This is a genomic window from Pseudomonas syringae group sp. J254-4 (assembly GCF_032586855.1).
GTDB lineage: Bacteria > Pseudomonadota > Gammaproteobacteria > Pseudomonadales > Pseudomonadaceae > Aquipseudomonas > Aquipseudomonas amygdali.
The window spans coordinates 258236-282780 of sequence record NZ_JAWHOO010000001.1; the positions used below are offsets into that span (position 1 = coordinate 258236).

General features: G+C 57.7%; 32 protein-coding genes and 1 tRNA gene. 16 read left to right on the forward strand and 17 right to left on the reverse strand.

Annotation, left to right across the window (positions count from 1 at the left end):
- The first annotated feature begins 49 nt into the window (after nt 1-49).
- From RYB09_RS01285 to RYB09_RS01325, 9 genes are all read left to right on the forward strand, one after another.
- Complete coding sequence (locus tag RYB09_RS01285) at nt 50-823, forward strand: hypothetical protein (protein WP_316887206.1); 774 nt, start codon at nt 50-52, stop codon at nt 821-823.
- A gap of 56 nt (nt 824-879) precedes the next feature.
- A complete protein-coding gene (locus RYB09_RS01290; protein ID WP_316887207.1) occupies nt 880-2121 on the forward strand; it encodes a site-specific DNA-methyltransferase in 1242 nt (413 codons plus the stop codon).
- Nucleotides 2122-2174: 53 nt separating this feature from the next.
- A complete protein-coding gene (locus tag RYB09_RS01295) occupies nt 2175-2948 on the forward strand; it encodes a hypothetical protein (RefSeq protein WP_316887208.1) in 774 nt (257 codons plus the stop codon).
- Nucleotides 2949-3111: 163 nt separating this feature from the next.
- The gene (locus tag RYB09_RS01300; protein WP_316887210.1) at nt 3112-3801 is read left to right on the forward strand and encodes a hypothetical protein; all 690 of its coding nucleotides are present in this window, start codon (nt 3112-3114) and stop codon (nt 3799-3801) included.
- On the forward strand, nt 3798-3956 hold the full coding sequence (locus RYB09_RS01305) for a hypothetical protein (protein WP_316887211.1): 159 nt from the start codon (nt 3798-3800) through the stop codon (nt 3954-3956). Before RYB09_RS01300 ends, RYB09_RS01305 begins: the two co-directional genes overlap by 4 nt.
- Nucleotides 3953-4519, forward strand: coding sequence for a hypothetical protein (locus RYB09_RS01310; RefSeq protein ID WP_316887213.1), 567 nt, complete (start codon nt 3953-3955; stop codon nt 4517-4519). The genes RYB09_RS01305 and RYB09_RS01310 overlap by 4 nt, the downstream gene beginning before the upstream one ends.
- Before the next feature lie 58 nt (nt 4520-4577).
- On the forward strand, nt 4578-5009 hold the full coding sequence (locus RYB09_RS01315; RefSeq protein WP_316887214.1) for a hypothetical protein: 432 nt from the start codon (nt 4578-4580) through the stop codon (nt 5007-5009).
- Nucleotides 5009-5347, forward strand: coding sequence for a hypothetical protein (locus tag RYB09_RS01320; protein WP_316887215.1), 339 nt, complete (start codon nt 5009-5011; stop codon nt 5345-5347). The genes RYB09_RS01315 and RYB09_RS01320 overlap by 1 nt, the downstream gene beginning before the upstream one ends.
- Entirely contained in the window at nt 5344-5532 is a 189-nt protein-coding gene (locus tag RYB09_RS01325; protein WP_316887216.1) for a hypothetical protein, read from the forward strand. Before RYB09_RS01320 ends, RYB09_RS01325 begins: the two co-directional genes overlap by 4 nt.
- An 11-nt stretch (nt 5533-5543) precedes the next feature.
- Here the strand turns inward: RYB09_RS01325 and RYB09_RS01330 are convergent, their stop codons facing one another.
- Nucleotides 5544-5756 carry a hypothetical protein gene (locus RYB09_RS01330; RefSeq protein WP_316887218.1) on the reverse strand — a complete coding sequence of 71 codons (213 nt, stop codon included), beginning with the start codon at nt 5754-5756 and terminating at the stop codon, nt 5544-5546.
- A gap of 676 nt (nt 5757-6432) precedes the next feature.
- Between RYB09_RS01330 and RYB09_RS27125 the strand changes: the two genes are divergently transcribed.
- Genes RYB09_RS27125 through RYB09_RS01350 form a run of 4 tightly spaced genes read left to right on the forward strand, consistent with a single transcriptional unit; the run spans nt 6433 to nt 8926 of the window.
- A complete protein-coding gene (locus RYB09_RS27125) occupies nt 6433-6654 on the forward strand; it encodes a DNA methyltransferase (RefSeq protein ID WP_410478290.1) in 222 nt (73 codons plus the stop codon).
- Between the two features lie 47 nt (nt 6655-6701).
- On the forward strand, nt 6702-7436 hold the full coding sequence (locus RYB09_RS01340) for a metallophosphoesterase (protein WP_316887221.1): 735 nt from the start codon (nt 6702-6704) through the stop codon (nt 7434-7436).
- Nucleotides 7437-7475: 39 nt separating this feature from the next.
- On the forward strand, nt 7476-7877 hold the full coding sequence (locus RYB09_RS01345; protein ID WP_316887222.1) for a hypothetical protein: 402 nt from the start codon (nt 7476-7478) through the stop codon (nt 7875-7877).
- On the forward strand, nt 7799-8926 hold the full coding sequence (locus tag RYB09_RS01350; protein WP_316887468.1) for a tyrosine-type recombinase/integrase: 1128 nt from the start codon (nt 7799-7801) through the stop codon (nt 8924-8926). The genes RYB09_RS01345 and RYB09_RS01350 overlap by 79 nt, the downstream gene beginning before the upstream one ends.
- A 69-nt stretch (nt 8927-8995) precedes the next feature.
- Here RYB09_RS01350 and RYB09_RS01355 read toward each other — a convergent pair.
- From RYB09_RS01355 to thrS, 9 genes are all read right to left on the reverse strand, one after another.
- Nucleotides 8996-9072: transfer RNA gene (locus tag RYB09_RS01355), tRNA-Pro, on the reverse strand.
- 88 nt (nt 9073-9160) lie between these two features.
- Nucleotides 9161-9517: a MerR family transcriptional regulator gene (locus RYB09_RS01360; protein WP_002553165.1), complete on the reverse strand. Its 357-nt coding sequence runs from the start codon at nt 9515-9517 to the stop codon at nt 9161-9163.
- On the reverse strand, nt 9498-9800 hold the full coding sequence (ihfA, locus tag RYB09_RS01365; RefSeq protein ID WP_002553164.1) for an integration host factor subunit alpha: 303 nt from the start codon (nt 9798-9800) through the stop codon (nt 9498-9500). Before ihfA ends, RYB09_RS01360 begins: the two co-directional genes overlap by 20 nt.
- Before the next feature lie 3 nt (nt 9801-9803).
- On the reverse strand, nt 9804-12182 hold the full coding sequence (pheT, locus tag RYB09_RS01370) for a phenylalanine--tRNA ligase subunit beta (RefSeq protein WP_316887223.1): 2379 nt from the start codon (nt 12180-12182) through the stop codon (nt 9804-9806).
- Between the two features lie 28 nt (nt 12183-12210).
- On the reverse strand, nt 12211-13227 hold the full coding sequence (gene pheS / locus RYB09_RS01375; RefSeq protein ID WP_002553162.1) for a phenylalanine--tRNA ligase subunit alpha: 1017 nt from the start codon (nt 13225-13227) through the stop codon (nt 12211-12213).
- Nucleotides 13228-13331: 104 nt separating this feature from the next.
- Entirely contained in the window at nt 13332-13688 is a 357-nt protein-coding gene (rplT, locus tag RYB09_RS01380) for a 50S ribosomal protein L20 (RefSeq protein ID WP_002553161.1), read from the reverse strand.
- A gap of 29 nt (nt 13689-13717) precedes the next feature.
- Nucleotides 13718-13912 carry a 50S ribosomal protein L35 gene (gene rpmI / locus RYB09_RS01385; RefSeq protein WP_002553160.1) on the reverse strand — a complete coding sequence of 65 codons (195 nt, stop codon included), beginning with the start codon at nt 13910-13912 and terminating at the stop codon, nt 13718-13720.
- Between the two features lie 60 nt (nt 13913-13972).
- Complete coding sequence (infC, locus tag RYB09_RS01390; protein WP_170855886.1) at nt 13973-14524, reverse strand: translation initiation factor IF-3; 552 nt, start codon at nt 14522-14524, stop codon at nt 13973-13975.
- The gene (thrS, locus tag RYB09_RS01395; protein ID WP_316887224.1) at nt 14524-16446 is read right to left on the reverse strand and encodes a threonine--tRNA ligase; all 1923 of its coding nucleotides are present in this window, start codon (nt 16444-16446) and stop codon (nt 14524-14526) included. Before thrS ends, infC begins: the two co-directional genes overlap by 1 nt.
- Nucleotides 16447-16806: 360 nt before the next feature.
- On the opposite strand from thrS, the gene RYB09_RS01400 reads away from it, so the two are divergent.
- Nucleotides 16807-17112, forward strand: a complete 306-nt coding sequence (locus RYB09_RS01400) for a hypothetical protein (protein WP_057412273.1) — start codon at nt 16807-16809, stop codon at nt 17110-17112.
- 295 nt (nt 17113-17407) lie between these two features.
- Complete coding sequence (locus RYB09_RS01405) at nt 17408-17620, forward strand: cold-shock protein (protein ID WP_003315566.1); 213 nt, start codon at nt 17408-17410, stop codon at nt 17618-17620.
- 65 nt (nt 17621-17685) lie between these two features.
- Here RYB09_RS01405 and RYB09_RS01410 read toward each other — a convergent pair whose 3' ends face one another.
- Nucleotides 17686-18033 (reverse strand): I78 family peptidase inhibitor, encoded by a 348-nt coding sequence (locus tag RYB09_RS01410; RefSeq protein ID WP_058400208.1) that lies wholly within the window; start codon nt 18031-18033, stop codon nt 17686-17688.
- A 310-nt stretch (nt 18034-18343) separates the two neighbouring features.
- Here RYB09_RS01410 and RYB09_RS01415 point away from each other — a divergent pair, with 310 nt between their 5' ends.
- Entirely contained in the window at nt 18344-18538 is a 195-nt protein-coding gene (locus tag RYB09_RS01415; protein ID WP_002553154.1) for a hypothetical protein, read from the forward strand.
- Between the two features lie 27 nt (nt 18539-18565).
- Here RYB09_RS01415 and RYB09_RS01420 read toward each other — a convergent pair whose 3' ends face one another.
- From RYB09_RS01420 to RYB09_RS01445, 6 genes are read right to left on the reverse strand one after another with little or no spacing between them, the layout of a single operon-like run.
- Entirely contained in the window at nt 18566-19591 is a 1026-nt protein-coding gene (locus RYB09_RS01420; protein ID WP_057402304.1) for a nucleoside hydrolase, read from the reverse strand.
- A 22-nt stretch (nt 19592-19613) separates the two neighbouring features.
- Nucleotides 19614-20018: a D-ribose pyranase gene (rbsD, locus tag RYB09_RS01425; protein WP_044323545.1), complete on the reverse strand. Its 405-nt coding sequence runs from the start codon at nt 20016-20018 to the stop codon at nt 19614-19616.
- Nucleotides 20015-20935, reverse strand: coding sequence for a ribokinase (rbsK, locus tag RYB09_RS01430; protein ID WP_004665169.1), 921 nt, complete (start codon nt 20933-20935; stop codon nt 20015-20017). Before rbsK ends, rbsD begins: the two co-directional genes overlap by 4 nt.
- A gap of 30 nt (nt 20936-20965) precedes the next feature.
- Entirely contained in the window at nt 20966-21982 is a 1017-nt protein-coding gene (locus RYB09_RS01435) for a LacI family DNA-binding transcriptional regulator (RefSeq protein ID WP_058400207.1), read from the reverse strand.
- A gap of 1 nt (nt 21983) precedes the next feature.
- Nucleotides 21984-22976 (reverse strand): ABC transporter permease, encoded by a 993-nt coding sequence (locus RYB09_RS01440; RefSeq protein ID WP_002553148.1) that lies wholly within the window; start codon nt 22974-22976, stop codon nt 21984-21986.
- A complete protein-coding gene (locus RYB09_RS01445) occupies nt 22973-24526 on the reverse strand; it encodes a sugar ABC transporter ATP-binding protein (protein WP_316887230.1) in 1554 nt (517 codons plus the stop codon). The genes RYB09_RS01440 and RYB09_RS01445 overlap by 4 nt, the downstream gene beginning before the upstream one ends.
- Nucleotides 24527-24545 lie beyond the last annotated feature (19 nt).

Here is a 24545-nt window from a genome sequence, read left to right on the forward strand (position 1 = left end):
AATTTGCCACCACCGGACACGGAGGGCGGCGCATGCATGGAGAAACGCCATGAGCCAATACATAGTGCTCAGCCTCAAGCACACAAAACGCCGCGATAAAGCGATCACTCTTTGGAAGGGTCACGACAAAGGCTATTGCTGGAAGCTGGAGCCTGCAGGTCTGTACACCGAAACTGAGGTTCTGGACCGACTGGGCTACTACAACAGCGGATGCTCGAACATCGCCGTACCGGCAGAACTGGTTATCGAGCTCTGTGAAAACGTCGAGTACGACACCAAAGAGTACGGGCTCTGCCTTCCAAACAGAGCTGGCATCTGGTCGAAACTGCTGGCTGCCGTGATCAGGCCAACTCAATACGAGCCGAAGCCTGACTATCGCGGTGCCAGGTACACCGAGAAAAGCCTATGGAAAAAGCGCCAGCGCTGCGAGCAGGTCAATCAGGTGATCAAAATTATCGGTGACCACGGGCGCAGGTTCTTCTTCAACGAAACAAACCAGCGATACGCCAGCCTGGAAGTCGATCAGCGCGGCAAAGTTTGGCTAATTGACGATTACACCGGCAAGCGCATTTTCACCCACCCTACCCAGTGGGGCGGACGCTGGAAAGGCTTTAGCCACGGCGGCACCCTCAAGGCTCTGGTTGAGCGCTTCCGTGACTACATCTGTGAGGGCAAGCAGATGCCCCTCGGTTGGCTGGGGCCTGAGCGCTTCGAAGACTCCAATATCTGGGGCTACGAAGAAGCCGATATGCACGCGGTTCGTGAGCAGGCCGCAGTGATCCCTGTGTTTCTGCCATCTGACCGAAAAGCCGAGGCAGCCTAACCCCACCCTCACCTATTGCGCTGAACGCCTCGGCAGGCGCATGCCTGGAATTCGATATGAGCCAGCTCCACCAGATACTGGTAGGCGACTGCATCGACATGATGCGCACGCTGCCAGATGAAAGCGTGCATACGTGCGTGACCAGCCCGCCCTACTACGGTCTGCGTGACTATGGCGTAGAAGGCCAGATCGGCCTGGAGGAAACCCCTGCAGAGTTCATCGCCCGCTTGGTCGACGTGTTCCGGGAAGTGCGCCGGGTGCTCCGCGCTGACGGCACGATTTGGGTGAATATGGGCGATAGCTACGCTGGCAGCTGGGGAGCGCATGGCCGGGACGACATGGGCGTCGGTGTTTCGACGATCAGCCAACGCCAAGTGATGGCGAGCCAGCGCAAGTCGAAAGCGACCACACATGCGGAGTACAAGCCGAAAGACTTGATGGGCATGCCTTGGCGCTTGGCCTTCGCGCTGCAGGACGATGGCTGGTATCTCCGGCAGGACATCATCTGGCACAAGCCAAACCCTATGCCTGAGTCGACGCGCGACCGCTGCACCAAAGCTCACGAATACCTGTTCCTGCTCAGCAAGTCGCGGCGGTACCACTACGACAGCGACGCAATCAGAGAGCCCGCCAATCTGAACGGTAAGGGAAACGCCAACGGGTACCGCGGCGGGGCCTACGTGCACGGCTCAACCTTCGACAATGCTGAAGGCGGAAAACGCACCAGCTCTGGCAACAACGTACCGAATAACGGCGTCGGCTGGGGTCACGGAACAGATAAAGCTTCGCGGAACCGCCAGCGGGTAACAGTGCCGACCGGCTGGGATACCTCTACCGGCGAAGGTGGCCACGGGGCCTTTCACAAGGATGGCGCAGAGCGGAAGCGGCGGGACAGCTTCAAGCGTGATGACTCGAAGCGCGAGCAAGCCATTCCCGGTCAGTCAAAAGGCACGCACCGGCCTGACCGGGATGAAAGCACCCACGACACAGCGACGCGCAACAAGCGCAGCGTCTGGACCGTCGCGACCCACGCGTTCAAGGAAGCACACTTCGCCACCTTCCCGCCCGACCTGATCAGGCCCTGCATCTTGGCCGGAGCACCGCGCGGCGGTGTGGTGCTGGACCCATTCGGCGGTGCCGGTACCACGTCGCTGGTTTCGATGCAGGAAGGTCGCCGGTCGATCATCTGCGAGTTGAGCCCGGAGTACGCAGCGATAGCCCGCGCTCGGATCGACGCGGCCTGGCTAGATGGCGCTGCGCAAATGGACGTATTTCGCGACTCGGTACCGGCCGCTTAAACCGGAACCCCCTTCTCATTTCAAAGACTCACGCCACCCCGGCGAGGATAACCATGCATTCGAAAAAAATCGCCATCTTCCTTTGCGACCTCACTGGCGTGATGGCCAAGCCGTGGGTCGAGGCTGGATATCACGCCATTTTGGTTGATCCTCAGCACCCGGCTGGCGTCCATACCGAAGGGCTGATAACTCGGGTCGGCCACATCATCGACCACCCAGAAACATGGCTGATACTGAGAGACGCGATATCGTCGGGCTGCGTCCGATTTGTGGCCGGGTTCCCGCCGTGTACTGATGTTGCTGTTTCTGGAACGCCTCACTTCGCCGCCAAGGCTGCCAAAGACAAATTCTTCCAGGCAAAGGCCGCGCTGATTGCTGAGCAGTGTCGGGTGATCGGCCAGCTGTCGGGCGCGCCATGGTTTTTCGAGAACCCCGTGAGCGTCTTCAGTTCGATTTTCGGAAAGCCAAATTACACATTCCACCCGTACCACTTCACCGAGCTGACCATCGACGATAACTACACGAAGAACACTTGCCTGTGGTCAGGGGGGGGGTTCGTGATGCCCGAGCGCAGCATTGATGAGCGGGTACTGGCGTCGATCGAGTACTGCAAGGAATGGCTGGGCAGGTTTATGCCAAAGCCAAAGGCCATGGCCCTGATGCCGATGCATTCGAATGAGCTGAAGTGGCTGCCAGATGACAGGATTCACAAAGCCTCACCCGGCCCTGACAGGGCGAACTTTCGCAGCACTACCCCTGAGGGATTTGCCCGCGCTGTGTTTGCTGCCAACCATCGCCGCGTGGACGGGATGGAGAAAGCCGCATGACCTCAGCCCACCGCCCCACAACGCTACAGCCAACCCCTGCCCCGTGGTTCGCCGTAAAGAGCGAATGCGATATCTGCGGCAAGTGCCGCTCCCACGGAAACCACAAGGCCTGCTCCAAAGCGCGTCAGGCCCGTTATGCGCAGAGCGCGAAGGAATCGAAATCATGAGCAACGAATTCAAGCTGGTGCCAGGTATCTGGCACCCAATCAATGCGATCAACGACGGAAACCGCTATGAGCCATCGTTTTTGCTGCATTGCCCTGATCTGATCTGCTCAGACTTCAATCCATCTGGCGTAGTCGAGGGCCACTGGTGTGACGATGAGGGTTGGCAGGCGGCGGTGTGGTGCGGCTACCACGACGAGTTTCACACCAAATTCGTTACGCCGATGCTGATCATGACGATCCCGAGTATTGCAGCGCCTCAACCGCCAGCGCTCGGCGGGGAGCTGGTAAGCCTGATCATTCGCGACCTTTGCGAGACCGAGCCTCACGATGGCGCGGATGCTGTGCATTTGCGGATAGAAGAACTTGAAACCATCTTGCAAGACCGCCTCGCCCCGCTACAGGCCGAGAACTCGCAACTGCGCCAGCACAAAATCGACTACATGGAAGCCGCCGAAGAGACGCGCAAGGCGCTACAGGCGGAGATTACGCAGCTGAAGCGTTGGCAGGAAACCGTGCGCGAAAACTCCCCTTTGCTCAATCAACTGGACCAGATCAAGGCGCAGCGGGCTGATCTGGAGAAGCTGCTAGCGAGGATCAGGGGTAAGCGAGCCTCTTGCCTTTCGAGTTACTGGTTCGACGAGATTGACGCCGCCCTGTCCAAGCCAGCCGGGAGCGAGAAGGTATGAGCGAGAAAGATACTCTGGCGGCTTGTCATGGCCAGCTCATGGAAGCGCTTGAGACCATGAGTGAGCTAGAGGACGACGAAGCCCACGCCGATCTGTACTGGGAAATAAAGGACGCTGCTGATTCTGTACATAAGAGACTGGAGAGTCTGAAATGACAACCAACCCGAACGACGTGCGTGTGTCGCGTGAAACAGTCTCCTTTGAGTTCAGACACCCGGCGAATGGCGAAGCGCACACCGTTTCAGTCTCCTTGGAAGAGATCGCCCATCACATGTGTGAGGTCCTTTTCGAGAAGCTGTGCGGCGAGTTTTGTCAGTGCGAGCCAGTAGGCGAAACGAACGTCATGGACTGCCGATGCGACGAGTACGCAGATGAATTTGAGCGTGTGAAATCTTACGCCCAGCCAGCCGATCAGCAGGGCGAGCCGGTGGTGTTCGTCGACGCTTCAGAACTTCGAAACCTGACCGTAAGCGGCTTTGATTCATTTTCGGCGCTGCTTCATAGGGAGCAGGCAAGCATTGTATGCCCACAGCGCGTGCCACTCTACCGTCACGCCCAGCCCGCCACGGCGAAGGCGGATGAGCGACTGACGGAGGCGACTGCTTTCGTGCAGAAGCTTCGTGATGCGGCATCCGGACAGCCGAGCTTTGCCACTGGCTACCTAAGCGACATCCTGGACGTGCTTCAAGGCCGCGCCAAGCTGAACACCCCGCAGTAACCACCCCCTCTCAATCAATTCAATGTCAGCCGCGTGTGCGGCAAGGACAGGCACACCCATGGAAAAGAATAAACTCGGCCCGGACCATTACCGATACGTCGACGAGCTTGACCCGAAAGGCTTAGAGGTTACCTGCAAGCGTTATGTGGTCATCGGCGAGACTGATCAGTGCTGGTACATCATCTCTGAATTCCACGACAACCTATTCGGCGGGTCGCAGCGCGAATCCCTGCTTAAACAGTATCGCAAGCGCGTGCTTAAGGATGGCGGCGAGCACGGCCGGCGATTCGCTTACATCACCAAGGAATTGGCGCTGCGCTCGTACAAGCAGCGCAAGTCATGGCAGGTCCGCCATGCCCAACTGTCGCTGGAGCGTGCCAAGGCAGCCATTGCGTATTTCGGCGATGTCAGAGCAGAAAGCACCATCCCGCCCGACAGCCTTATGGTCCCGTGTGAGTACATCCAGGACATGAACTGGAGCGAGTGCTGATGAGCAACCATACCAGAGAGCAATGGCTCGTAGATCGCCAGGACTACTGCATCTGCGTCGAGCGCGACGGTGAGCCGCTGGAAATCGCCACTATCGCGGCAATGGATCACAACGGCATCAAGCACTTCATCGGTGACGAAAGCTGGGCGAACGCTTACCTGATGCGCACTGCTCCCGAGCTTCTGAAAGCTCTCGAAGCGATGCTCGCCAAAGCCTACAAGCAGAACTGGAACGATCAGTACCCGGAGCTGCTTGAGCAGGCAGAAAAAGTAATCGCACTCGCGAAAGTTGGATCTGCGCCAGGCGATGGCGGTGAGTCCGAGGATATGGAGCTTTGATTTTTCGTAAAGGCTGGCTGCGCAGAAAGCTGGAGGCCGGGATGATCCGAATCGCGGCTCGCATCCTCATGGGCCGCAACGTACATCGCTCTGCCGTCGTCTCCCGCCGCGACAACAACGACATGTGGTACATGGCCGAGAAGCTAGAAGGCATAGCCGACCGAATTTCCAAACAATACCCATGACCCCTTTCACTCTACCGCAACGTGAAAATCAGCTCTCCCCTGTCAGTCATCGCCATCCCGTACTGGATCCTACCCAGGTACTGCAAGTGCATTGAGTAGACCCGGTCATCGATGATTCTGAAAATCATCGTGGTGCCTGACCAGATATTGCCGTCCACCGCCCGCCTGCCGAGCCTGGCATTGCGCGGGCCGTAAACCTCATCCGCCGTGGTGGTGCATTGCATGACCTCTCCTTGGTGCCGTCCCAGCTCCTGCTGGCTGCGTGGACCATAGCAGTGATCAGGAGCACCTGCCGGATATTCCCTTTCTATCTACAGCCTGCCGGACTGGCGGGCGGATCCATGCCCATGACAGAAGAAATTCAGCTTTTTCAGGGCGACTGCTTGGAAGTGATGACGCAGTTGCCCGCTGCCAGCGTCGACATGGTGCTGGCAGACCTCCCATATGGCACCACCCAGTGCGCGTGGGATGTGATTATCCCGTTCGCGCCGCTCTGGGAGCAGTACTTGAGAATCGCAAAACCGGGCGCTGCAATCGTGCTGTGTGCAGCGCAGCCGTTCGCTTCTCTGGTTGTCGCCAGCAACACGGCAGATTATCGGTACGAATGGATCTGGGAGAAAGGCAACGCCACTGGCTTCCTGAACGCAAAGCGCCAGCCGCTTCGAGCGCACGAAAGCGCCCAGGTCTTCTATCGTCGCCAGCCGACCTACAACCCCCAAATGACTGGCGGCCATCAGCGCCGAACAGCGAAGCGAAAGACCGTCAACTCCGAATGCTACGGCAAGGCGCTTGCGCTCACCGAATACGACTCTACCGACCGTTACCCGAGATCTGTCCAGTTCTTCTCGAGCGACAAGCAGACGGCCAACTATCACCCGACCCAAAAAACCGGTCGCCTGGATGGAGTTCCTGATCAGGACTTACACCAGCGCAGGCGATGCAGTACTCGACAACACGATGGGCAGCGGCACCACGGGTGTGGCCTGTATCAAGTCTGGACGTCGTTTCATCGGAATTGAGCGAGACGAAATAATCTTCGGTACCGCATCTGATCGTATCGCCGCAGCAATAGCGCTTCGCGACAAACCGGTACCGCAAATCGAATTGTTCGGTACCGCCTAACCCCTTCCCTACAGAGCCTGCCGGTGATCGGCGGGCGAGGAATAGCCATGCTCGAAACAATAGAGGTGGTGCGCATCAAGCGCTTCACCGAGAACACGGCTGGCCGCGATTTCGCGGTTGGCGACATACACGGGCACTTCACCAGGCTGCAGGCGGCGCTGGATGCTGCCGGTTTCAACCCTGCAGTTGATCGGTTGTTCAGCGTTGGCGATCTGGTTGACCGCGGGCCGGAGTGCGAACAAGTGATCAAGTGGCTGAACAAGCCCTGGTTTCACCCGGTGCGCGGCAACCATGACGACTACGTCTGCCGGTTCGATACCTGCGACATCGGCAACTGGATGTACAACGGCGGCACCTGGTTCGTAGGCCTACCGCTTGACGAGCAGAAAAACTATCAAGTCATGTTCGACGAGCTGCCAATCGCCATTGAGGTGGAGACGGCAGGCGGCCTGGTAGGCATTGTCCACGCAGATTGCCCATTCCCGTCATGGGATGAGCTGCGCGCGGAGCTTGAAAGCCCACTGACGCGCAAGCGCTTGAAGATGGTGCACAACACCTGCATGTGGTCGCGCAACCGGATTCAAGATGCTGACGCCTCCGGCGTATCAGGCATCAAGGCGCTGGTCGTCGGACATACCCCGCTTCGCCAGCCAGCTATCCTCGGAAACGTTTACCACATCGATACAGCAGGCTGGATGGACGGTCATTTCACGCTGCTGGATCTGGCAACGCTTCAGTGCAACCCGCCGATCAACCCTTTGCTCAGTCACGACTGGGAATAACGCCTTCCGCCGCCCAGCGCGGCCCGGAGCAGTACCTCTATGGCAAATAAATCTGCCGCCCAGGTAGCGCCAATCCTGCCCCGGTTCATCCGGGCAGGTGATGCTTACGGATATCTGGGCATGTGTCGTGACGAATTCAACAAGACCGTACGCCCAAATGTGCGGGAATTTCCCATTGGAAAACAAGGCGTCGGCTTTGATCGATTGGAGCTGGACGCGTGGGCGGACGCCTACGTCGAGACCAAGGCGATTGAAAAGGCAGCCAATCAGGATAACAATCGGCCCCGCAGCGAGCGCCGAGGAGACACGGTATGGCGCGAAAGACAATCACCGGCCTCTACGAGAAAGGTGGCATCTGGCAAATTGACAAAGTCTACAGGGGGGAGCGAATTCGAGAGAGCACTGGCACTGGTGACCGGCAAGAAGCCGAGCAGTACCTGATTCACATGCTCGAGCGGCTTCGCCAAGAGCGGGTGTACGGTGTTCGCCGAACTAGAACTTGGGAAGAGGCAGCAACCCGTTTTTTGATTGAGTACAAGGATCAGCCATCAATAAAGCTGTCAGCGCATCACCTGACTCACCTCCATCCATACCTAAAGGACCTGCCGTTGACACACATCGACGATCAGGCTCTGGAGGAGTTTGTCGCGGATCGACTGAGCGGGATGGTTTTGCCATCAGGCAAGCAACTGAAGCCGGTGGCACCGCGCACCGTGAATATGTCGATTGAGCGTGTCATCCGGATCCTTTCATTGTGTGCTCGCAAGTGGAGGGATGAGGAGCGCAGGCCGTGGCTCGACTCAGTGCCAATGCTGACAAAGCTCGACCTGAAGAAAAAGGTAAGGCTGCCCTACCCCATGACCTGGGAAGAGCAGTCGATCCTGTTCGGGGAGCTGCCCACGCACTTGCAAAAAATGGCGTTGTTCAAAGTGAACACGGGAACGCGGGAGCAAGAGGTTTGCAAACTGAGGTGGGATTGGGAGATTCAGGTTCCGGAGCTTGGGACTAGCGTATTTCTAATCCCTTCCGATTTTGGCGGGCGGTCCGAGCGATCCGGAGTGAAGAACGGCGACGAGCGTCTGGTGGTTCTCAACTCAGTGGCCAGGTCGGTGATCAACCAGCAGCGAGGACTGAGCAAGGAATGGGTGTTCCCGTACAACGGCACGGCAATGCACCGCATGAACGATTCGGCATGGAAAAAGGCGCGGTCGAGGGCGGCGAAACTCTGGCAGGAGAAAAACCTTCGCCCCGCTCAACCTGGTTATGCATCAATCAGGGTTCACGATCTCAAACACACGTTCGGCCGACGTCTGCGTGCAGCTGGCGTAACCGAGGAAGATCGCAAGGCGCTGCTTGGACACAAGAACGGCAGCATCACCAGCCATTACTCAGGCGCTGAGCTTGGCAAACTGATTGAGGCTGCAAATATGGTATCAACAACTGACTCGCGTGGGCCGGTATTGACGATATTGAAGAGGAGGATCGGATGATGTCCCGAAAAAGTCCCCACCCCAGAAAATGAAAAAGCCACCCGAAGGTGGCTAAGTCATTGAATTATATGGTCGGGACGGAGTGATTCGAACACTCGACCCCTAGCACCCCATGCTAGTGCGCTACCGGACTGCGCTACGCCCCGACTAGGCGTGTATCTGTTTTGCAACCTGAGAAAACGTTGAGAAATATACCCTAAGCGTTTGAATTTTGGAAGTATCCTGGTTGCTCAATTACGCTTTGAGCATAACCAGTACGTCTTCCAGCTCGGCAATCATCTGCCGGATCATCTGCTTGTACTGCTGGGTATCGTCCTTCGGTTCCCCGGTGGTAAGACGAAGTCGGGCACCACCAATGGTGAAGCCCTGATCGTAGAGCAAGCCACGGATCTGACGGATCATCAGCACGTCCTGGCGCTGATAATACCGGCGGTTTCCGCGTCGCTTGACGGGGTTGAGTTGAGGAAACTCCTGCTCCCAATAACGCAAAACGTGCGGTTTTACCGCGCAGAGCTCGCTGACCTCACCGATGGTGAAGTAGCGTTTGCCGGGGATCGGCGGTAGCTCATCGTTATGACTTGGTTCCAGCATATGCCTCAACTCGGGCCTTCAGCTTCTGCCCTGGACGAAAGGTGACCACACGGCGCGCCGTAATCGGAATTTCTTCACCGGTCTTGGGATTTCTCCCAGGCCGTTGGCGCTTGTCTCGAAGGTCGAAGTTGCCAAAACCTGACAACTTCACCTGCTCGTTATCTTCCAGAGCGTGCCTGATTTCTTCAAAAAACAGTTCGACCAGTTCCTTGGCTTCCCGTTTATTCAGGCCCAGCTCTTCGTACAGACGTTCGGCCATCTCAGCTTTCGTCAGAGCCCCCATACGCTACTTCCTTAACGTGGCGTTTAACCTCTCCTCAAGCGAGGTGAGGATAGCAAGTGTCGTTGCGTTTACCTCATCGTCATTAAGAGTGCGCGATGGATGCTGCCAGGTCAAGCCGACTGCAAGGCTTTTTCTATGTGGATCAATGCCTTTACCCTGGTAAACATCAAATAACCTGAGGTCTGTGAGCCACTCGCCTGCATTTTCACGAATAACGTCCAGAACCGCACTGGCCGAAACGTCGCGATCAGCCAGCAAGGCCAGGTCGCGACGCACTTCCGGGAAGCGCGACAGCTCGTGGAATTTCGGCAGACGGCCTGTCGATACTTCAGCCAGAACCAGCTCGAAAACAAATATCGGACGATCCAGGCCCAGGGTTTTCGACAGTTCCGGGTGAATGGCGCCCAGGAAGCCGACTTCGCGACCATCACGCTCGATGCGAGCTGTCTGGCCTGGGTGCAAGGCGGGATGCTGGCCCGGAGTGAAGGTGAACTCACCCAGCGCACCGGCAAAACCCAGAACCGCTTCGACGTCAGCCTTGACGTCGAAGAAATCGACCGCATCACGGCCTTGCGCCCAACCTTCCGGCAGACGGCTGCCGCATACCACACCCGCCAGCATCGGCTCTTGCTTCAAGCCGTCAAGCTGACCGACGAAGCGCAGGCCGCTTTCGAACATGCGTACGCGGTCCTGCTGGCGGTTGAGGTTGTGCTGCAGCGCTTTGACCAGACCCGGCCATAGCGAGGCGCGCATGGCGGCCATGTCATTGGAAATCGGGTTGGCCAGCAACAGTGGCTTGGCGCCCGGCGAGAACAGTTCGAACCATTTCGGGTCGATGAAGCTGTAGGTAATCGCTTCCTGATAACCGCGGGCAACCAGCAGGCGACGCAGCTCGGGTAGATCGCCTTTGGCTTCGGCCTTGGCCTGAGGAGCAAGACGGGCTTGCGGATAACGAACCGGCAGACGGTTGTAGCCGTACAGACGAGCCAGTTCTTCGATCAGATCGACCTCAAGGCTGATGTCGAAACGATGACTTGGCACTTCGACACGCCACTGCCCGTCGGCTTCGGTAGTCACAGCAAGGCCGAGACCTGTCAGCAGACGCTCGATTTCGGCGTTTTCAATGACCAGACCGAGCATCTGCTCGACGCGACTGGCGCGCAACGTAACCGGAGCAATCGATGGCAAATGCTGTTCGCTGACCACTTCTGTTATCGGACCAGCCTCACCACCGGTAATTTCCAGCAGCAGGCCAGTCGCACGCTCCATGGCTTCACGGGCCAGTTGCCAGTCAACACCACGCTCGTAACGGTGCGAGGCATCGGTGTGCAGACCGTAGGAACGCGCCTTGCCAGCCACCGAGATGGTGTCGAAGAAAGCACTTTCCAGGAAGATATCGCGAGTACCGGCAGTTACGCCGCTGTGCTCGCCACCCATGACACCGGCAATTGCCAGAGCACGCTGGTGATCGGCAATGACCAGGGTGTCGGCACGCAGGCTGACTTCCTGACCGTCGAGCAGAACGAGCTTCTCGCCCTCCTCCGCCATGCGCACACGAATGCCACCGTTGATTTCGGCCAGATCGAAAGCATGCAGAGGCTGACCCAGCTCGAGCATCACGTAGTTGGTAATATCGACAGCGGCATCGATGCTGCGCACGTCGGAACGACGCAGACGCTCGACCATCCATAACGGAGTAGGACGCGACAAGTCAACGTTGCGAATAACGCGGCCCAGGTAACGTGGGCAAGCTGCTGGAGCCAGGACTTCAACCGGGCGCACTTCATCGTGCACGGCAGCGACAGCAGCGATCTGCGGACGCGTCACGTCAGCGGCGTACAACGCGCCGACTTCACGCGCCAGGCCTGCTACTGACAGGCAATCGCCACGGTTCGGGGTCAGGTCGACCTCGATGCTGGCGTCGTCCAGGTTCAGGTAGACGCGAATGTCCTCACCGACCGGCGCATCGGCGGCCAGCTCCATCAGGCCATCATTGCCCTCGCCGGCCTGCAACTCGGCAGCTGAACACAGCATGCCGTTGGACTCGACGCCACGCAGCTTGGCTTTCTTGATCTTGAAATCGCCCGGCAGCTCGGCACCGATCATGGCGAACGGAATTTTCAAACCGGGTCGCACGTTCGGCGCGCCACACACTACCTGAAAGGTTTCGCTGCCATTGCTGACCTGGCACACGCGCAGCTTGTCGGCATCGGGGTGCTGTTCGGTGCTCAGCACCTCGCCCACGACCACTCCACTGAAAACGCCGGCGGCCAGCGTGACGCTGTCAACCTCAAGACCGGCCATCGACAGACGAGCAACCAGCTCGTCGCGGGAAACCTGCGGGCTTACCCAGCCACGCAGCCATTGTTCACTGAATTTCATCCTGCTCTCCTGAAAGGTTCGTTACGACTTAGCGAAATTGCGCGAGGAACCGCAAATCGTTGTCGAAGAACAGGCGCAAATCATTGACGCCGTAACGCAGCATGGCCAGACGCTCTACGCCCATGCCGAACGCGAAGCCCTGAAACTCTTCAGGGTCGATACCCGACATGCGCAGCACGTTCGGGTGGACCATGCCGCAGCCCATGACTTCAAGCCAGCCAGTCTGCTTGCAGACACGGCAGCCCTTGCCACTGCACATCACGCATTCCATATCCACTTCTGCCGACGGCTCGGTGAACGGGAAATACGAAGGACGGAAGCGCACGGCCAGTTCTTTCTCGAAGAACACCCGCAGGAATTCTTCGATGGTGCCTTTCAGGTCGGCAAAATTGATGTCGCGATCAACCAGCAGACCTTCGATCTGGTGGAACATCGGCGAGTGGGTAATATCGGAGTCGCTACGGTACACACGGCCTGGGCAGACAATGCGGATCGGCGGCTGTTGCGATTCCATGGTGCGGACCTGTACCGGTGAGGTATGGGTCCGCAGCAGCATGTTCGCATTGAAATAGAAGGTGTCATGCATCGACCGGGCCGGGTGATGGCCTGGGATGTTGAGCGCCTCGAAGTTGTGGTAATCGTCTTCCACTTCAGGGCCTTCGGCGATGCCGTAGCCAATGTGCGTGAAGAATTGTTCGATACGTTCCAGAGTACGGGTAATCGGGTGCAGACCACCGGAGGTCTGGCCGCGGCCCGGCAGGGTCACGTCGATGCATTCGGCAGCGAGTTTGGCAGTCAGTTCTGCCTGCTCGAACGACGCCTTGCGTGCATTGAGAACCTCTGTGACACGCTCCTTGGCAACGTTGATCAGCGCGCCGACTTGCGGACGCTCTTCAGCTGGCAAGTTCCCCAGGGTCTTCATCACCTGAGTCAACTCGCCTTTCTTGCCGAGGTAGTGAACCCGGATTTGCTCCAGGGCATTGATATCTTCGGCGCTTTGCACAGCCTCAAGAGCTTGAGAGACCAGCGCGTCCAGGTTTTCCATGTACAGACTCCAGATACAAAATAGGGGAAGAGCTGAAGGCTCTTCCCCTATTTATGACGTTTAACACCGACCCCGGAGAACCGGGGCAAGTGATTGTCGGGGACTTAGGCCAAAGTGGCTTTAGCTTTCTCGACAATCGCAGCAAACGCCGCTTTTTCGTTCACTGCCAGATCAGCCAGAACCTTACGGTCGATCTCGATGGACGCTTTTTTCAGGCCAGCAATGAAACGGCTGTAGGACAGACCGTTAACACGAGCACCAGCGTTGATACGAGCGATCCACAGAGCGCGGAACTGACGTTTTTTCTGACGACGGTCACGGTAGGCGTATTGGCCTGCCTTGATTACCGCTTGCTTGGCAACACGGAATACGCGTGAACGCGCGCCGTAGTAGCCTTTTGCAAGTTTCAGAATTTTTTTGTGACGCTTACGGGCAATGACGCCACGCTTTACACGAGCCATGAGTTACTTCCTCTATATCTTGATCAAAATTAACGAAGGCGCAGCATGCGCTCGACTTTTGCCACGTCAGACGGATGCAGCAAGCTGCTACCGCGCAGTTGACGCTTACGCTTTGTCGACATTTTGGTCAGGATGTGGCTCTTGAAAGCGTGCTTGTGCTTGATGCCGTTGGCGGTTTTCAAAAACCGCTTAGCTGCACCACTTTTAGTCTTCATCTTTGGCATGTTCGGATACTCCGCATTCAGTTGATAAATATAACCGCAAGGCCTGCCGTGCCCTGGTGGTTATTTCTTCTTTTTCGGGGCGATGACCATGATCAGCTGGCGTCCTTCCATCTTAGGATGCTGTTCGACGGAACCGTATTCGAGCAGGTCACCTTCAACCCGCTTCAACAGCTCCATACCCAGCTCCTGGTGGGCCATCTCACGACCGCGGAATCTCAACGATACCTTGGCCCTGTCCCCGTCACTCAGGAAACGTACCAGGTTGCGTAGTTTTACCTGGTAATCCCCTTCCTCCGTCCCTGGACGAAACTTGATTTCTTTAACCTGGATCTGCTTCTGGTTTTTCTTCGCTGCAGCAACCTGCTTCTTCTTCTCGAAGATCGATTTGCCGTAATCCATCACACGGCAGACCGGAGGAAGTGCGTCGGCAGAAATCTCTACCAGATCCAGCTTAGCCTCTTCGGCAATACGAAGCGCTTCATCAATCGAGACGATGCCAATCTGCTCGCCGTCAGCGCCAATTAAACGAACCTCGCGGGCCGAGATATTTTCATTGATCGGGGCCTTGGGTGCAGCTCGTTTATCTTGTCTCATTTCACGCTTAATAATAATTACTCCGTATCTTGGCGACCACGCCGGGAAACCGCTTGTGCGAGGAATTCAGCGAATTGGGCAACCGGCATCGAGCCAAGGTCAGCGCCTTCACGTGTACGCACAGCGACAGTTTGCATTTCAACCTCCCGATCTCCAATCACGAGGAGATAAGGAACCTTGAGCAAAGTATGCTCGCGGATTTTAAAGCCGATCTTTTCATTTCTCAAGTCGGACTTGGCACGAAACCCGCTTTCAGCCAGAGTTTTTTCCACTTCAAGGGCAAAATCGGCCTGTTTGTCAGTGATATTCATGATCACTGCCTGGGTAGGCGCCAGCCAGGCTGGAAACGCGCCTTCGTAATGCTCGATCAGAATTCCGATGAAACGCTCGAAAGAACCAAGAATCGCACGGTGCAACATGACCGGATTCTTGCGACTGTTGTCTTCCGAAACGTACTCGGCGCTCAAACGGATCGGCAAGTTGAAGTCCAGCTGCAAGGTGCCGCACTGCCAGACCCGGCCGAGGCAGTCCTTGAGGGAAAACTCGATTTTCGGACCGTAGAACGCGCCTTCGCCCGGCTGCAGATCATAGGGCAGACCAGCACTGTCGAGCGCAGAGGCCAGCGCCGTCTCGGCACGGTCCCAAAGCTCGTCGGAGCCTACACGCTTTTCAGGGCGAGTGGACAATTTGAGTTCGATGTCCTTGAAACCGAAATCGGCGTAGACATCCAGCGTCAGCTTGATGAATGCGGCAGATTCGGCCTGCATCTGATCTTCGGTACAGAAGATATGAGCGTCGTCCTGAGTGAAGCCACGCACACGCATGATGCCGTGCAAGGCCCCCGACGGTTCGTTACGGTGGCAGGCACCGAACTCGGCCAGACGCATCGGCAGCTCGCGGTAGCTCTTCAGGCCCTGATTGAACACCTGCACGTGGCAAGGGCAGTTCATCGGCTTGATCGCGTAGTCGCGGCTCTCGGACTCGGTGGTGAACATGTTGTCAGCGTAGTTGGCCCAGTGCCCGGATTTCTCCCAGAGCGAGCGATCAACCACTTGCGGGGTCTTGATCTCAAGGTAGCCATTCTCGCGCTGCACTTTGCGCATGTATTGCTCGAGCACCTGATACAGGGTCCAGCCCTGCGGATGCCAGAACACCATACCCGGCGCTTCTTCCTGGGTATGGAACAGGCCTAGGCGCTTGCCGATCTTGCGATGATCGCGCTTTTCGGCTTCTTCGATGCCCTGAATATAGGCAGCCAGCTGCTTCTTGTCAGCCCAGGCAGTGCCGTAGACACGCTGCAATTGCTCGTTCTTGGCGTCACCGCGCCAGTAGGCACCGGACAGCTTGGTCAGCTTGAACGATTTCAGGAAACGCGTATTCGGCACGTGCGGACCACGGCACATGTCGACGTATTCTTCGTGGTAATACAGGCCCATGGCCTGCTCGTTCGGCATGTCTTCGACCAGGCGCAGCTTGTAGTCTTCGTGACGGGCGGTGAACACCTCGATCACTTCAGCGCGCGGGGTGACTTTCTTGATGACGTCGTAATCTTTTTCGATCAGCTGCTGCATGCGCTGCTCGATCGCCGCCATGTCGTCAGGCGTGAACGGGCGCTCGTAGGCGATATCGTAATAGAAGCCGTCGTCGATCACCGGGCCGATGACCATTTTTGCAGTCGGATACAACTGCTTGACCGCATGCCCGACCAGGTGAGCGCAAGAGTGACGGATTATTTCCAGCCCTTCCTGATCCTTGGGGGTGATGATCTGCAGGCTGGCATCGTTTTCGATCAGGTCGCAGGCGTCAACGAGCTTGCCGTCAACCTTGCCGGCCACGGTGGCCTTGGCCAGCCCGGCGCCGATTGAAAGCGCGACATCGGCTACGGAAACCGCATGATCGAATGAACGTTGACTGCCGTCGGGAAGAGTAATAGTTGGCATGGCGCCTCCTCTCCTAGTGGTGACCCCTACCAAAGGTCACGTGGGTTGGGATGAGCCAGTACGTGATCCGGTGGTATGCCTGCCTCACAGTGGCAGGAGCCTTGGGGCCAACCTTGAACCGGACCAGATGACTGGAATGTACGAAAAACCTGCCTGCGTCGCGTCCAAAGCCATCAGCAATGGGGACACTTGAAAATAACAGGACGCGCATCCTAGCACAGCTCGGCCGACACCGGACGTTCATATGCGTAAATCACACCAAATAACACGTCACCTGAACTGGCAGGCGTGATGGGCGTCTTAACCAGTCAGGATCCTGTACGTTTCCTTGTTCACTAAAGTCAGCAAAAGGAGAACACCATGAAGCTTTCCCGTCTGTCCGCACTCCTCGCCTGCGCCGCCGTCCTGGCCCCTTGGGGCGCTCAGGCCGCCATGGAAAAAACCGTGCAAGACACGTTCACGCAGGAATGCATCGCCGCGGCGAATCAGCACAAACAGGATGCCAAGGCCGCACAAGCTCATTGCGATTGCAGCGCCCGGGTAGTGAACAAGGAGTTTTCTCAGCAGGAAATTGAAGCGTTGAGCAGTACCGATCGCGCTCCCGCCCCTGCATTGACGCAAAAACTGCAGAAACTGGTTGCCGAAAACTGCACCAAATCAAAATAAATCATTTTTTTTAACTCGGTAAAGCAGCCGCCTGAAATGCCGAGAGCTACGCCCCGCCGCTAACCTGAAAGCCTTGCAGAGCGGGGCTTTCAGCATATCCTGCACAGTCTTGATGCAAGGCAATCAGAGACATCATTTAGCCACTTTACGTGTATGACGCTTTGCATATGCAGGGGCCCGGGCTAAAGAGATCACCTTAGTAGCTGTCTTTTTGCGCATTTCGACTATGATAGGCCCGTGTGCCCAGTTGGCCTGAGCAGCACGTTATTGAAAATTATGTTTCTGGAGATACACCATGTCTAATCGCCAAACCGGCACCGTAAAATGGTTCAACGATGAAAAAGGCTTCGGCTTTATCACTCCACAGGGTGGCGGTGACGACCTGTTCGTACACTTCAAAGCAATCCAGAGCGACGGTTTCAAAAGCCTGAAAGAAGGCCAGACCGTTACTTTTGTTGCGGCTAAAGGCCAGAAAGGCATGCAAGCAGAAGAAGTTCAGGTAGCCTGATTCACCTGACATAAAAAAACCCCGTCACTGACGGGGTTTTTTATGCGCCACAGAAAAGTGCCGACTCAACCGCAGTTGATGCGCGTCACCTTTCCCGAAACGTCGGTATTGACGTTTACCCGCTCGGATCGGTATTCCAGCGTGACCATGTCGTCAGGCCCGAGAATGCGGGCATCCTGAGAACCGGTACGGGCGCGCACTTGTGACAGAAGGTCGATGGACGCTGGCTTGCCGATTGCGAACTGGCCAAGCTCTGCATCACAACGGCCAGGTATGGCGTTGGCGTTACTGGCGGATGCGGGAGCGTCTGCCTTGACGGACGCTTCAGCGTCCTTATCAGAGGACGTGCTGCTGCATCCTGCCAGCAACGACGCCACGACCACAAAACCCAATGTTGCGAACTTCCGGGGCATACACCCTCCTCTGCCAATAAAACATTCCAGACCTGTCCGACCGCACTCAGACGCGTTGGTTGCACACCTCTAGTTGAGAAGCCATCGGTAACCTGTTGATCTGCATGGGCCGAGAGTCTGCCTTGGGATCACACAGGGCGCGCGATGAAATCGTCACAAAACGTTTACAACCTATGGCCATAGACTCTGACTATCGGGATGAGATGTAAGTAGAAGTGTCAAAATGTGCGCGGGATGGTTTACTGCGAGAGACGCAAGCGCCGGGAAGCGAACAGCGTAGTGCGTGACCCTTCACTGGAGATCAACAGACATGACAGCCATAACTCTGGATGCAGACATCAAGGCCAGATGGCCTCAGGGCCACTGCTCGCACAGCCCCGGAAACCCGGAAGAGCTGATGATCATTGCCGTCGACCTGCTGATCAAGGAACTGGGCACCGAGGGTGCCCGCGCCTTCATCAGCCAGGTACTGAGCCGTTATGCCACGGCAGGGCTGCCGGTCTGATGCACCTGTTGCAGCCCGCGTGATGGGTTACTTCAGTCGCGCCAGACGCTCGGTCAGCAGATCGAAGAAACCCTGAGCGTCGCCATTCTCGACCCAGAATACATTCTGCGGCTGCTTGAGCGTGCCGTACCAGTCAGCCACTGTCTGACCGAAACCAATGCCCTCGCGGGTGTCGACCGCAACGTTGATCTGCCGCCCGGAAAACAACTCGGGCTTGAGCAACCAGGCAATGACACTGGCGTCGTGAACCGGACCACCGGGCAAGCCGTAATGCTCCATGTCCAGTTTGACGTATTCATTGAGAATGCCGTCGACCAGCTTGCCGGCGTTATTGCCCAATGCGGCAATCTGCTTGAGGCGTTGTTCGCTGGTCAGGATCTTATGGGTCACGTCCAACGGTACGTAAGTAAGCTTCACACCACTGGCCAGAACGATCTGCGCAGCATGCGGGTCAGCAAACAGGTTGAATTCGGCAACCGGCGTAATGTTACCGCCGTTGAAATGCGCGCCCCCCATGACCACCACTTCCTTGATGCCCTGGGTGATTTCCGGTGCCTGCACGAGCGCCAGCGCCAGGTTGGTCTGCGGACCGAGCATGGCGATAGTGATGCTGTGCGGCTTGGCCTTGCTCAAGGTGCGGATCAGGTAATCGACTGCATTACCGTCGGCCAACCCCTTGGCTGGCTCATGCACGGGCACGCCGGGCAACCCTTCCTGACCGTGAACGTTTTCGGCGTAGATAGGTGTGCGCACCAACGGTTTGGGCGCACCGGCATACACCGGCACTTCTTCACGCCCGGCCCATTCACGCGCCAGCCTGGCATTGCGCGAGGTCTTGTCCAGACGGACGTTGCCGGCCACGGTGGTGATCGCCATCACGTTCAATTCTTCGGGTGACGCCAGCGCCAGCAGCAACGCAACGACGTCGTCCGCGCCAGGGTCGGTATCGATGATCAGATCACGCTTTTCTGCCGCCTGAACGGCAGCGCTACTCAGTATGGACAAGAGCAATGCTCCACGAATGAACTGTCTGGAAAACTGCATCAACGTCATATGAAACTCCCTTTCTTGATAGCTAGAACACAACTCCGGAAACCAGCGCCACATTACTGTACGGCTGGCATTCTCCGGTACGGATGATTGCCTTGGCCTTGCGGCTCAATACTTTCAAGTCCTCATGGCTTATCCAGCGCTGCTGACCCAATTGATCATCGAGGTTCAGGCTTTCGATGACCTGCAATGCGGGAGGTTTGACCTCGGCCATTTCGTTGGCCAGCACATGGCTTTCGACCTGCATCTCACTCAGCACCACGTCCAGCACACTGACGAAATCAGGTACGCCGCGAGTCAGCGCCAGGTCGATCAGCTCGACGCCTGCCGGTACTGGCATCCCAGCGTCGACGATCATCAGGATGTCGCCATGCCCAAGCGACGCAATGACGCGAGACAGGGCAATGTTGAGTAGCGGGGTCTTTTTCATAGTGAATCGAATTCCTTTACTTCCTCGAACGTCGGGATGGACGGCTGGGCACCCGCGCGGGTCACGGATATGGCTGCCGCGGCCTGACCGAATCGAATGGCCTGCGATTCACTCTGACCCGCCGCCAGTGCTGCGGCAAAACCACCGACAAAGGTATCACCTGCAGCGGTGGTGTCCACGGCCTGTACACGACGCGCAGGGATATGTTCCACGCCCGCAGCACTGGCGAACAGGGTTCCGCGCTCACCCAGGGTAATGATTACGTTGCGCGCCCCGGCAGCCAGCATGGCCGCTGCCGCCTCTTCAGCCGCCGCCGAGGAGTCGACAGTCACACCGGTCAGGGTCTGCGCCTCACTTTCATTGGGGATCAGATAGTCGATAAGGCCATACCAGTTTGCCGGCAAAGGCTCGCTGGCCGGGGCAGGATTGAGAATGACGGTCTTGCCCAGCGCGCGGGCGCGGGTCAGGGTGTGGAAAACTGTTTCAGTCGGCACTTCAAGCTGGCAGATGACGATCCCGGAACCCGCCAGCAATGCGTCGAAACGCTCGATCAATGCCGGAGTGAGCCGACCATTGCCTCCGGCAACGATGACAATTGCATTCTGACTGCTGGCGTCGACCACAATCGAAGCGATCCCGGTGGACACGCCTTCAACGACCGTCACGGCCTGACAGTCGATATGCTCGGCCAGCAGTGCTGCACGCAGTTGCTCCCCGTAGGCATCGGCACCCACACAGCCGATCATCGCCACACTGCCACCCAGGCGCGCTGCGGCAACTGCCTGGTTGGCGCCTTTACCACCAGGCACGGTGTCGAACGTCTCCCCGCTCAGCGTCTCGCCGGGGCGCGGCAGACGCTGGGCGCGGATGACCAGATCCATGTTCAGGCTGCCCACTATCACTATTTTTGCTTGCATGGCTCATTAATCCGTTGCTGTGCGTGCGCGTCATTCATTGGACAAAGTGTTCGGCGCTGCCGTGGACTCGCGCACCAAGACGCAAGGCGTCACGAGTCTTTTTTCGACAGGAACTGTATGCGGTGCGGCGATTCGGTTTAACAACATTTCGGCGGCGGTTTCGCCCAGTTGCATGATCGATTGCCCCACAGTGGTGAGGGCCGGATAGACGTAGCGGCTCATCTGAATGTCATCAAAGCCGATGACCGACAGATCCTGAGGCACGCGAATCGAACGCTCGGCAGCTGCGCGCAGCACACCGATGGCGATGACATCGTTGCCGGCAAAAATCGCTGTCGGCGCATGCCTGGCCAGTAGCAGGCCCGCAGCTGCGTGGCCAGCCGAACTGGTAAATTCGCTGTGCACCGCCCAATCCGGGCCGACCTCGACAGATGCCTGCTGCATGGCCCGCCGATAACCCGCCAGGCGCATTTCGGCAACCATGCTGTCGCGCGGTCCGCCAATGCAGGCAATGTGACGATGCCCGAGATCCAGCAGATGTCGTGTTGCCAGCCAGGCGCCCTGCTCGTGATCGATGCGCACCATGTCAGCTTCGATGCCTTGCAGCTCGCGGTCGACGATTACCAGCGGCGTGCGCACCTCGGTGAGGCCACAGGCGACGCTGGCATCACCCGCCACAGACGAGACAATCAACCCGTCAACGCGCTTTTCCAGCAAAACACGCAGGTAACTGCGCTGCTTTTCCGGGTTGTCGTCGGAATTACAAAGGATCACGCAAAAACCGTTGCGCTCACAGTAGTCCTCGATGCCCCTCGCCAACTCGGCGAAATACGGATTCATACCGTTGGGAATCAACAGGCCGATGGTCGATGTGCTCCTGGCCTTCAGCGAACGCGCCACGGCGCTGGGCACATAATCGAGCTGCGCGATGGCCGCTTCGACCTTGAGCCTGACCGGCTCGCTCACCGGCCGGGTCTTGTTCAGCACATGGGAGACCGTGGTGTACGAGATCCCCGCCAGCGCCGCGACATCCTTGATAGTCGCCATATCAGCCCTGGCGCCGTGCCCGGTGACTGCGATAGGTGTCCAGCACTACTGCGATCACGATCACCGCACCAGTGATGATGCGCTTGGTCGGCTCGGTCGCACCGATCTGCGCCAGGCCTGCGGCCAATACCGAAATGATCAGCACGCCGAAAAAAGTACTGATGATCGAACCGCGCCCGCCCATCAGGCTGGTGCCACCGATCACGACGGCGGCAATCACTTGCAGCTCAAGACCTGCACCGGCATTCGGATCAGCCGCTTCCAGTCGCGATATCTGAAACAGCGCCGCCACACCGGCCAACAGGCCCATCAGCGAGAACACCAGGATCTTGTAGGGTTTGGGATTGATACCGGCCAGACGCACCGCTTCTTCATTGGTGCCGATGCCGATCAGATAGCGACCAAAAACAGTGCGGGTCAGCACGGCCTGAGCAATGAAAATAACCAGCAATGCGATGATGAACGACGGCGCGATACCGAACGCGATCGGGTCAGATAGCCAGGCGAACGAATCACCGATATAAGCGGTGCGCGAATTGGTCATCTGGTAGGCCGCGCCACGAGCCATCTCCAGCACACCGAGGGAGACGATGAACGAAGGGATGCGCCAGGCAACGGTAATGGAGCCGGTAATCGTGCCTGCCAGGGTCGCGCAGGCGATGCCTAGCAAGGCGGCCGGGAACACACTCCAGCCCCAGCCCAGGATGGCCACACTCACAGCCGAAGCAGCCAGCGCCAGCACCGACCCAACGGACAGGTCGATACCGCCGATGATAAGGATCAGCGTCATGCCGACCGACAGCACCATCAGGTCAGGGATCTGGTTGGCCAGCATGCTGAATGTCTGATAGGACAGAAAGTGATCGCTGAGCAGGGAAAACAGCACGATCATCACCAGCAGCGCACCCGCCAGCCCGATGTAGGTGCCAAGACCAAAGTAATTGCCGCCGCGACGGGCCGGCACGGTCAGCGTCGGAGAAGGAGTATTTTTCATGAGTCGTTCCTGGGCGCGGCGTCATTGAGCAGCGCGTCACGTTTCTGATAACCGGCGAAGGCAGCGGCAAGCAATTGGTCCTGGGTCCAGCTGTCGCGCTCGAACGTGTCGATCAGGCGACCGGCAGACAGCACACCGATACGATCGCAGATCAACATCAGCTCGCGCAGATCACTGGAAACCACCACCAGCGCCCTGCCCTGACGGGTCAGTTCGGCCAGCAGCGCGTAGATATCGAATTTGGCACCGACGTCGATGCCTCGGGTCGGTTCGTCGAACAGCATCACCGGGCAATCACGTTCCAGCCAGCGACCGATCACGACCTTCTGCTGATTACCGCCTGATAGCTCGGAGACCAATTGGTCCGGACTGGAACTGCGAATACGCATGGCAGCCACATGGCGCTGCGCCAGCTTCAGTTCGTCGTCGGCGTTAACCAGGCCTGCTCTGGAGATCGAATGCATATTACCCAGCGCAATGTTGGCGCTGATTGACTGCGACATCAGCAGCCCTTCGCTCTTGCGGTCTTCCGTGATCAGGGCAATACCGTGCTCCACGGCGTCCGAGGGTGAACGAATGGTGACGGCTTGCAGTGGCTGCCCAACTTCAATCGCACCACTGTCGGCAACATCTGCACCGTAGATCAGGCGCAGTAACTCGGTGCGTCCGGCACCGATCAGCCCGGAAATACCGAAGATTTCACCTCGCCGCACATCGAAGGAAACATCCTGAACCTTGCCGGCACGAGTGAGCCCCTTGACTGACAGCGCTACTTCGCCAATCTGCCGGGCACCCATGTCCATGTGTTCGCCAAGCTCACGGCCGACCATCAACGTGACCAGTTGCTCGCTGTTGTAACGGGCAATCGGCTCGACGCACACCAGCTTGCCATCGCGCAGTACGGCTATGCGCTGAGACACCCTGGCAAGCTCCTCAAGCCGGTGGGAGATGTAGATGATCGAGACGCCACGAGCCTGCAATCGCGTGATCTGCTCGAACAGCATTTCCACCTCGCGGGAGGTGAGCATGGCAGTAGGCTCGTCGAGGATCAGCACATGGCAGTCGCCAACCAGGTTGCGAGCGATCTCGACCATCTGCTGATGACCGATCCCCAAATCGCCGACCAGCGTATCGGGATCAATAGCGTCCAGCCCCACTTGAGCCATAGCCTTGATCGCGTTTTCACGCAGACGCTTGCGGTCGATCCAGCCAGCACGACGCGGCAGGTCGTCAAGGAACAGGTTTTCGGCAACGGTCAGGGTCGGCAGCAGGTTGAGTTCCTGCATGACCATGCGAACCCCGAGCTTTTCGGCCTGGGTACGACTCGCAGGTTCATAAGGCTGCCCCTGAAACTCCATGCGCCCGGTAGTGGGTGTCACCAGGCCGCCAATGATTTTCGACAAGGTGCTTTTACCGGCACCGTTTTCCCCGGTCAGGGCCAGCACTTCGCCACGCATCAACGTCAGATCGACGTCACCGAGCACGGGTTGAGCGTAGGTTTTACCGATGCCACTGACCGAAAGAACAGCTGTCTGAACAGACGCTGACATACATTTCTCCCAGCGCCCG

Coding starts and splice junctions, on each gene's coding strand:
- RYB09_RS01285 (WP_316887206.1), top strand. CDS start 50: ATGAGCCAATACATAGTGCTCAGCCTCAAGCACACAAAACGCCGCGAT.
- rpmI (WP_002553160.1), bottom strand. CDS start 13,912: ATGCCAAAGATGAAGACTAAAAGTGGTGCAGCTAAGCGGTTTTTGAAA.
- RYB09_RS01340 (WP_316887221.1), top strand. CDS start 6,702: ATGCTCGAAACAATAGAGGTGGTGCGCATCAAGCGCTTCACCGAGAAC.
- rbsD (WP_044323545.1), bottom strand. CDS start 20,018: ATGAAAAAGACCCCGCTACTCAACATTGCCCTGTCTCGCGTCATTGCG.
- RYB09_RS01300 (WP_316887210.1), top strand. CDS start 3,112: ATGAGCAACGAATTCAAGCTGGTGCCAGGTATCTGGCACCCAATCAAT.
- RYB09_RS01320 (WP_316887215.1), top strand. CDS start 5,009: ATGAGCAACCATACCAGAGAGCAATGGCTCGTAGATCGCCAGGACTAC.
- RYB09_RS01405 (WP_003315566.1), top strand. CDS start 17,408: ATGTCTAATCGCCAAACCGGCACCGTAAAATGGTTCAACGATGAAAAA.
- ihfA (WP_002553164.1), bottom strand. CDS start 9,800: ATGGGGGCTCTGACGAAAGCTGAGATGGCCGAACGTCTGTACGAAGAG.
- RYB09_RS01315 (WP_316887214.1), top strand. CDS start 4,578: ATGGAAAAGAATAAACTCGGCCCGGACCATTACCGATACGTCGACGAG.
- RYB09_RS01410 (WP_058400208.1), bottom strand. CDS start 18,033: ATGCCCCGGAAGTTCGCAACATTGGGTTTTGTGGTCGTGGCGTCGTTG.
- RYB09_RS01435 (WP_058400207.1), bottom strand. CDS start 21,982: ATGGCGACTATCAAGGATGTCGCGGCGCTGGCGGGGATCTCGTACACC.
- RYB09_RS01305 (WP_316887211.1), top strand. CDS start 3,798: ATGAGCGAGAAAGATACTCTGGCGGCTTGTCATGGCCAGCTCATGGAA.
- RYB09_RS01360 (WP_002553165.1), bottom strand. CDS start 9,517: ATGCTGGAACCAAGTCATAACGATGAGCTACCGCCGATCCCCGGCAAA.
- RYB09_RS01330 (WP_316887218.1), bottom strand. CDS start 5,756: ATGCAATGCACCACCACGGCGGATGAGGTTTACGGCCCGCGCAATGCC.
- RYB09_RS01310 (WP_316887213.1), top strand. CDS start 3,953: ATGACAACCAACCCGAACGACGTGCGTGTGTCGCGTGAAACAGTCTCC.
- RYB09_RS01420 (WP_057402304.1), bottom strand. CDS start 19,591: ATGACGTTGATGCAGTTTTCCAGACAGTTCATTCGTGGAGCATTGCTC.
- rbsK (WP_004665169.1), bottom strand. CDS start 20,935: ATGCAAGCAAAAATAGTGATAGTGGGCAGCCTGAACATGGATCTGGTC.
- RYB09_RS01345 (WP_316887222.1), top strand. CDS start 7,476: ATGGCAAATAAATCTGCCGCCCAGGTAGCGCCAATCCTGCCCCGGTTC.
- RYB09_RS01440 (WP_002553148.1), bottom strand. CDS start 22,976: ATGAAAAATACTCCTTCTCCGACGCTGACCGTGCCGGCCCGTCGCGGC.
- rplT (WP_002553161.1), bottom strand. CDS start 13,688: ATGGCTCGTGTAAAGCGTGGCGTCATTGCCCGTAAGCGTCACAAAAAA.
- RYB09_RS01400 (WP_057412273.1), top strand. CDS start 16,807: ATGAAGCTTTCCCGTCTGTCCGCACTCCTCGCCTGCGCCGCCGTCCTG.
- RYB09_RS01295 (WP_316887208.1), top strand. CDS start 2,175: ATGCATTCGAAAAAAATCGCCATCTTCCTTTGCGACCTCACTGGCGTG.
- pheS (WP_002553162.1), bottom strand. CDS start 13,227: ATGGAAAACCTGGACGCGCTGGTCTCTCAAGCTCTTGAGGCTGTGCAA.
- RYB09_RS01290 (WP_316887207.1), top strand. CDS start 880: ATGAGCCAGCTCCACCAGATACTGGTAGGCGACTGCATCGACATGATG.
- RYB09_RS01445 (WP_316887230.1), bottom strand. CDS start 24,526: ATGTCAGCGTCTGTTCAGACAGCTGTTCTTTCGGTCAGTGGCATCGGT.
- RYB09_RS01415 (WP_002553154.1), top strand. CDS start 18,344: ATGACAGCCATAACTCTGGATGCAGACATCAAGGCCAGATGGCCTCAG.
- thrS (WP_316887224.1), bottom strand. CDS start 16,446: ATGCCAACTATTACTCTTCCCGACGGCAGTCAACGTTCATTCGATCAT.
- pheT (WP_316887223.1), bottom strand. CDS start 12,182: ATGAAATTCAGTGAACAATGGCTGCGTGGCTGGGTAAGCCCGCAGGTT.
- RYB09_RS27125 (WP_410478290.1), top strand. CDS start 6,433: ATGGAGTTCCTGATCAGGACTTACACCAGCGCAGGCGATGCAGTACTC.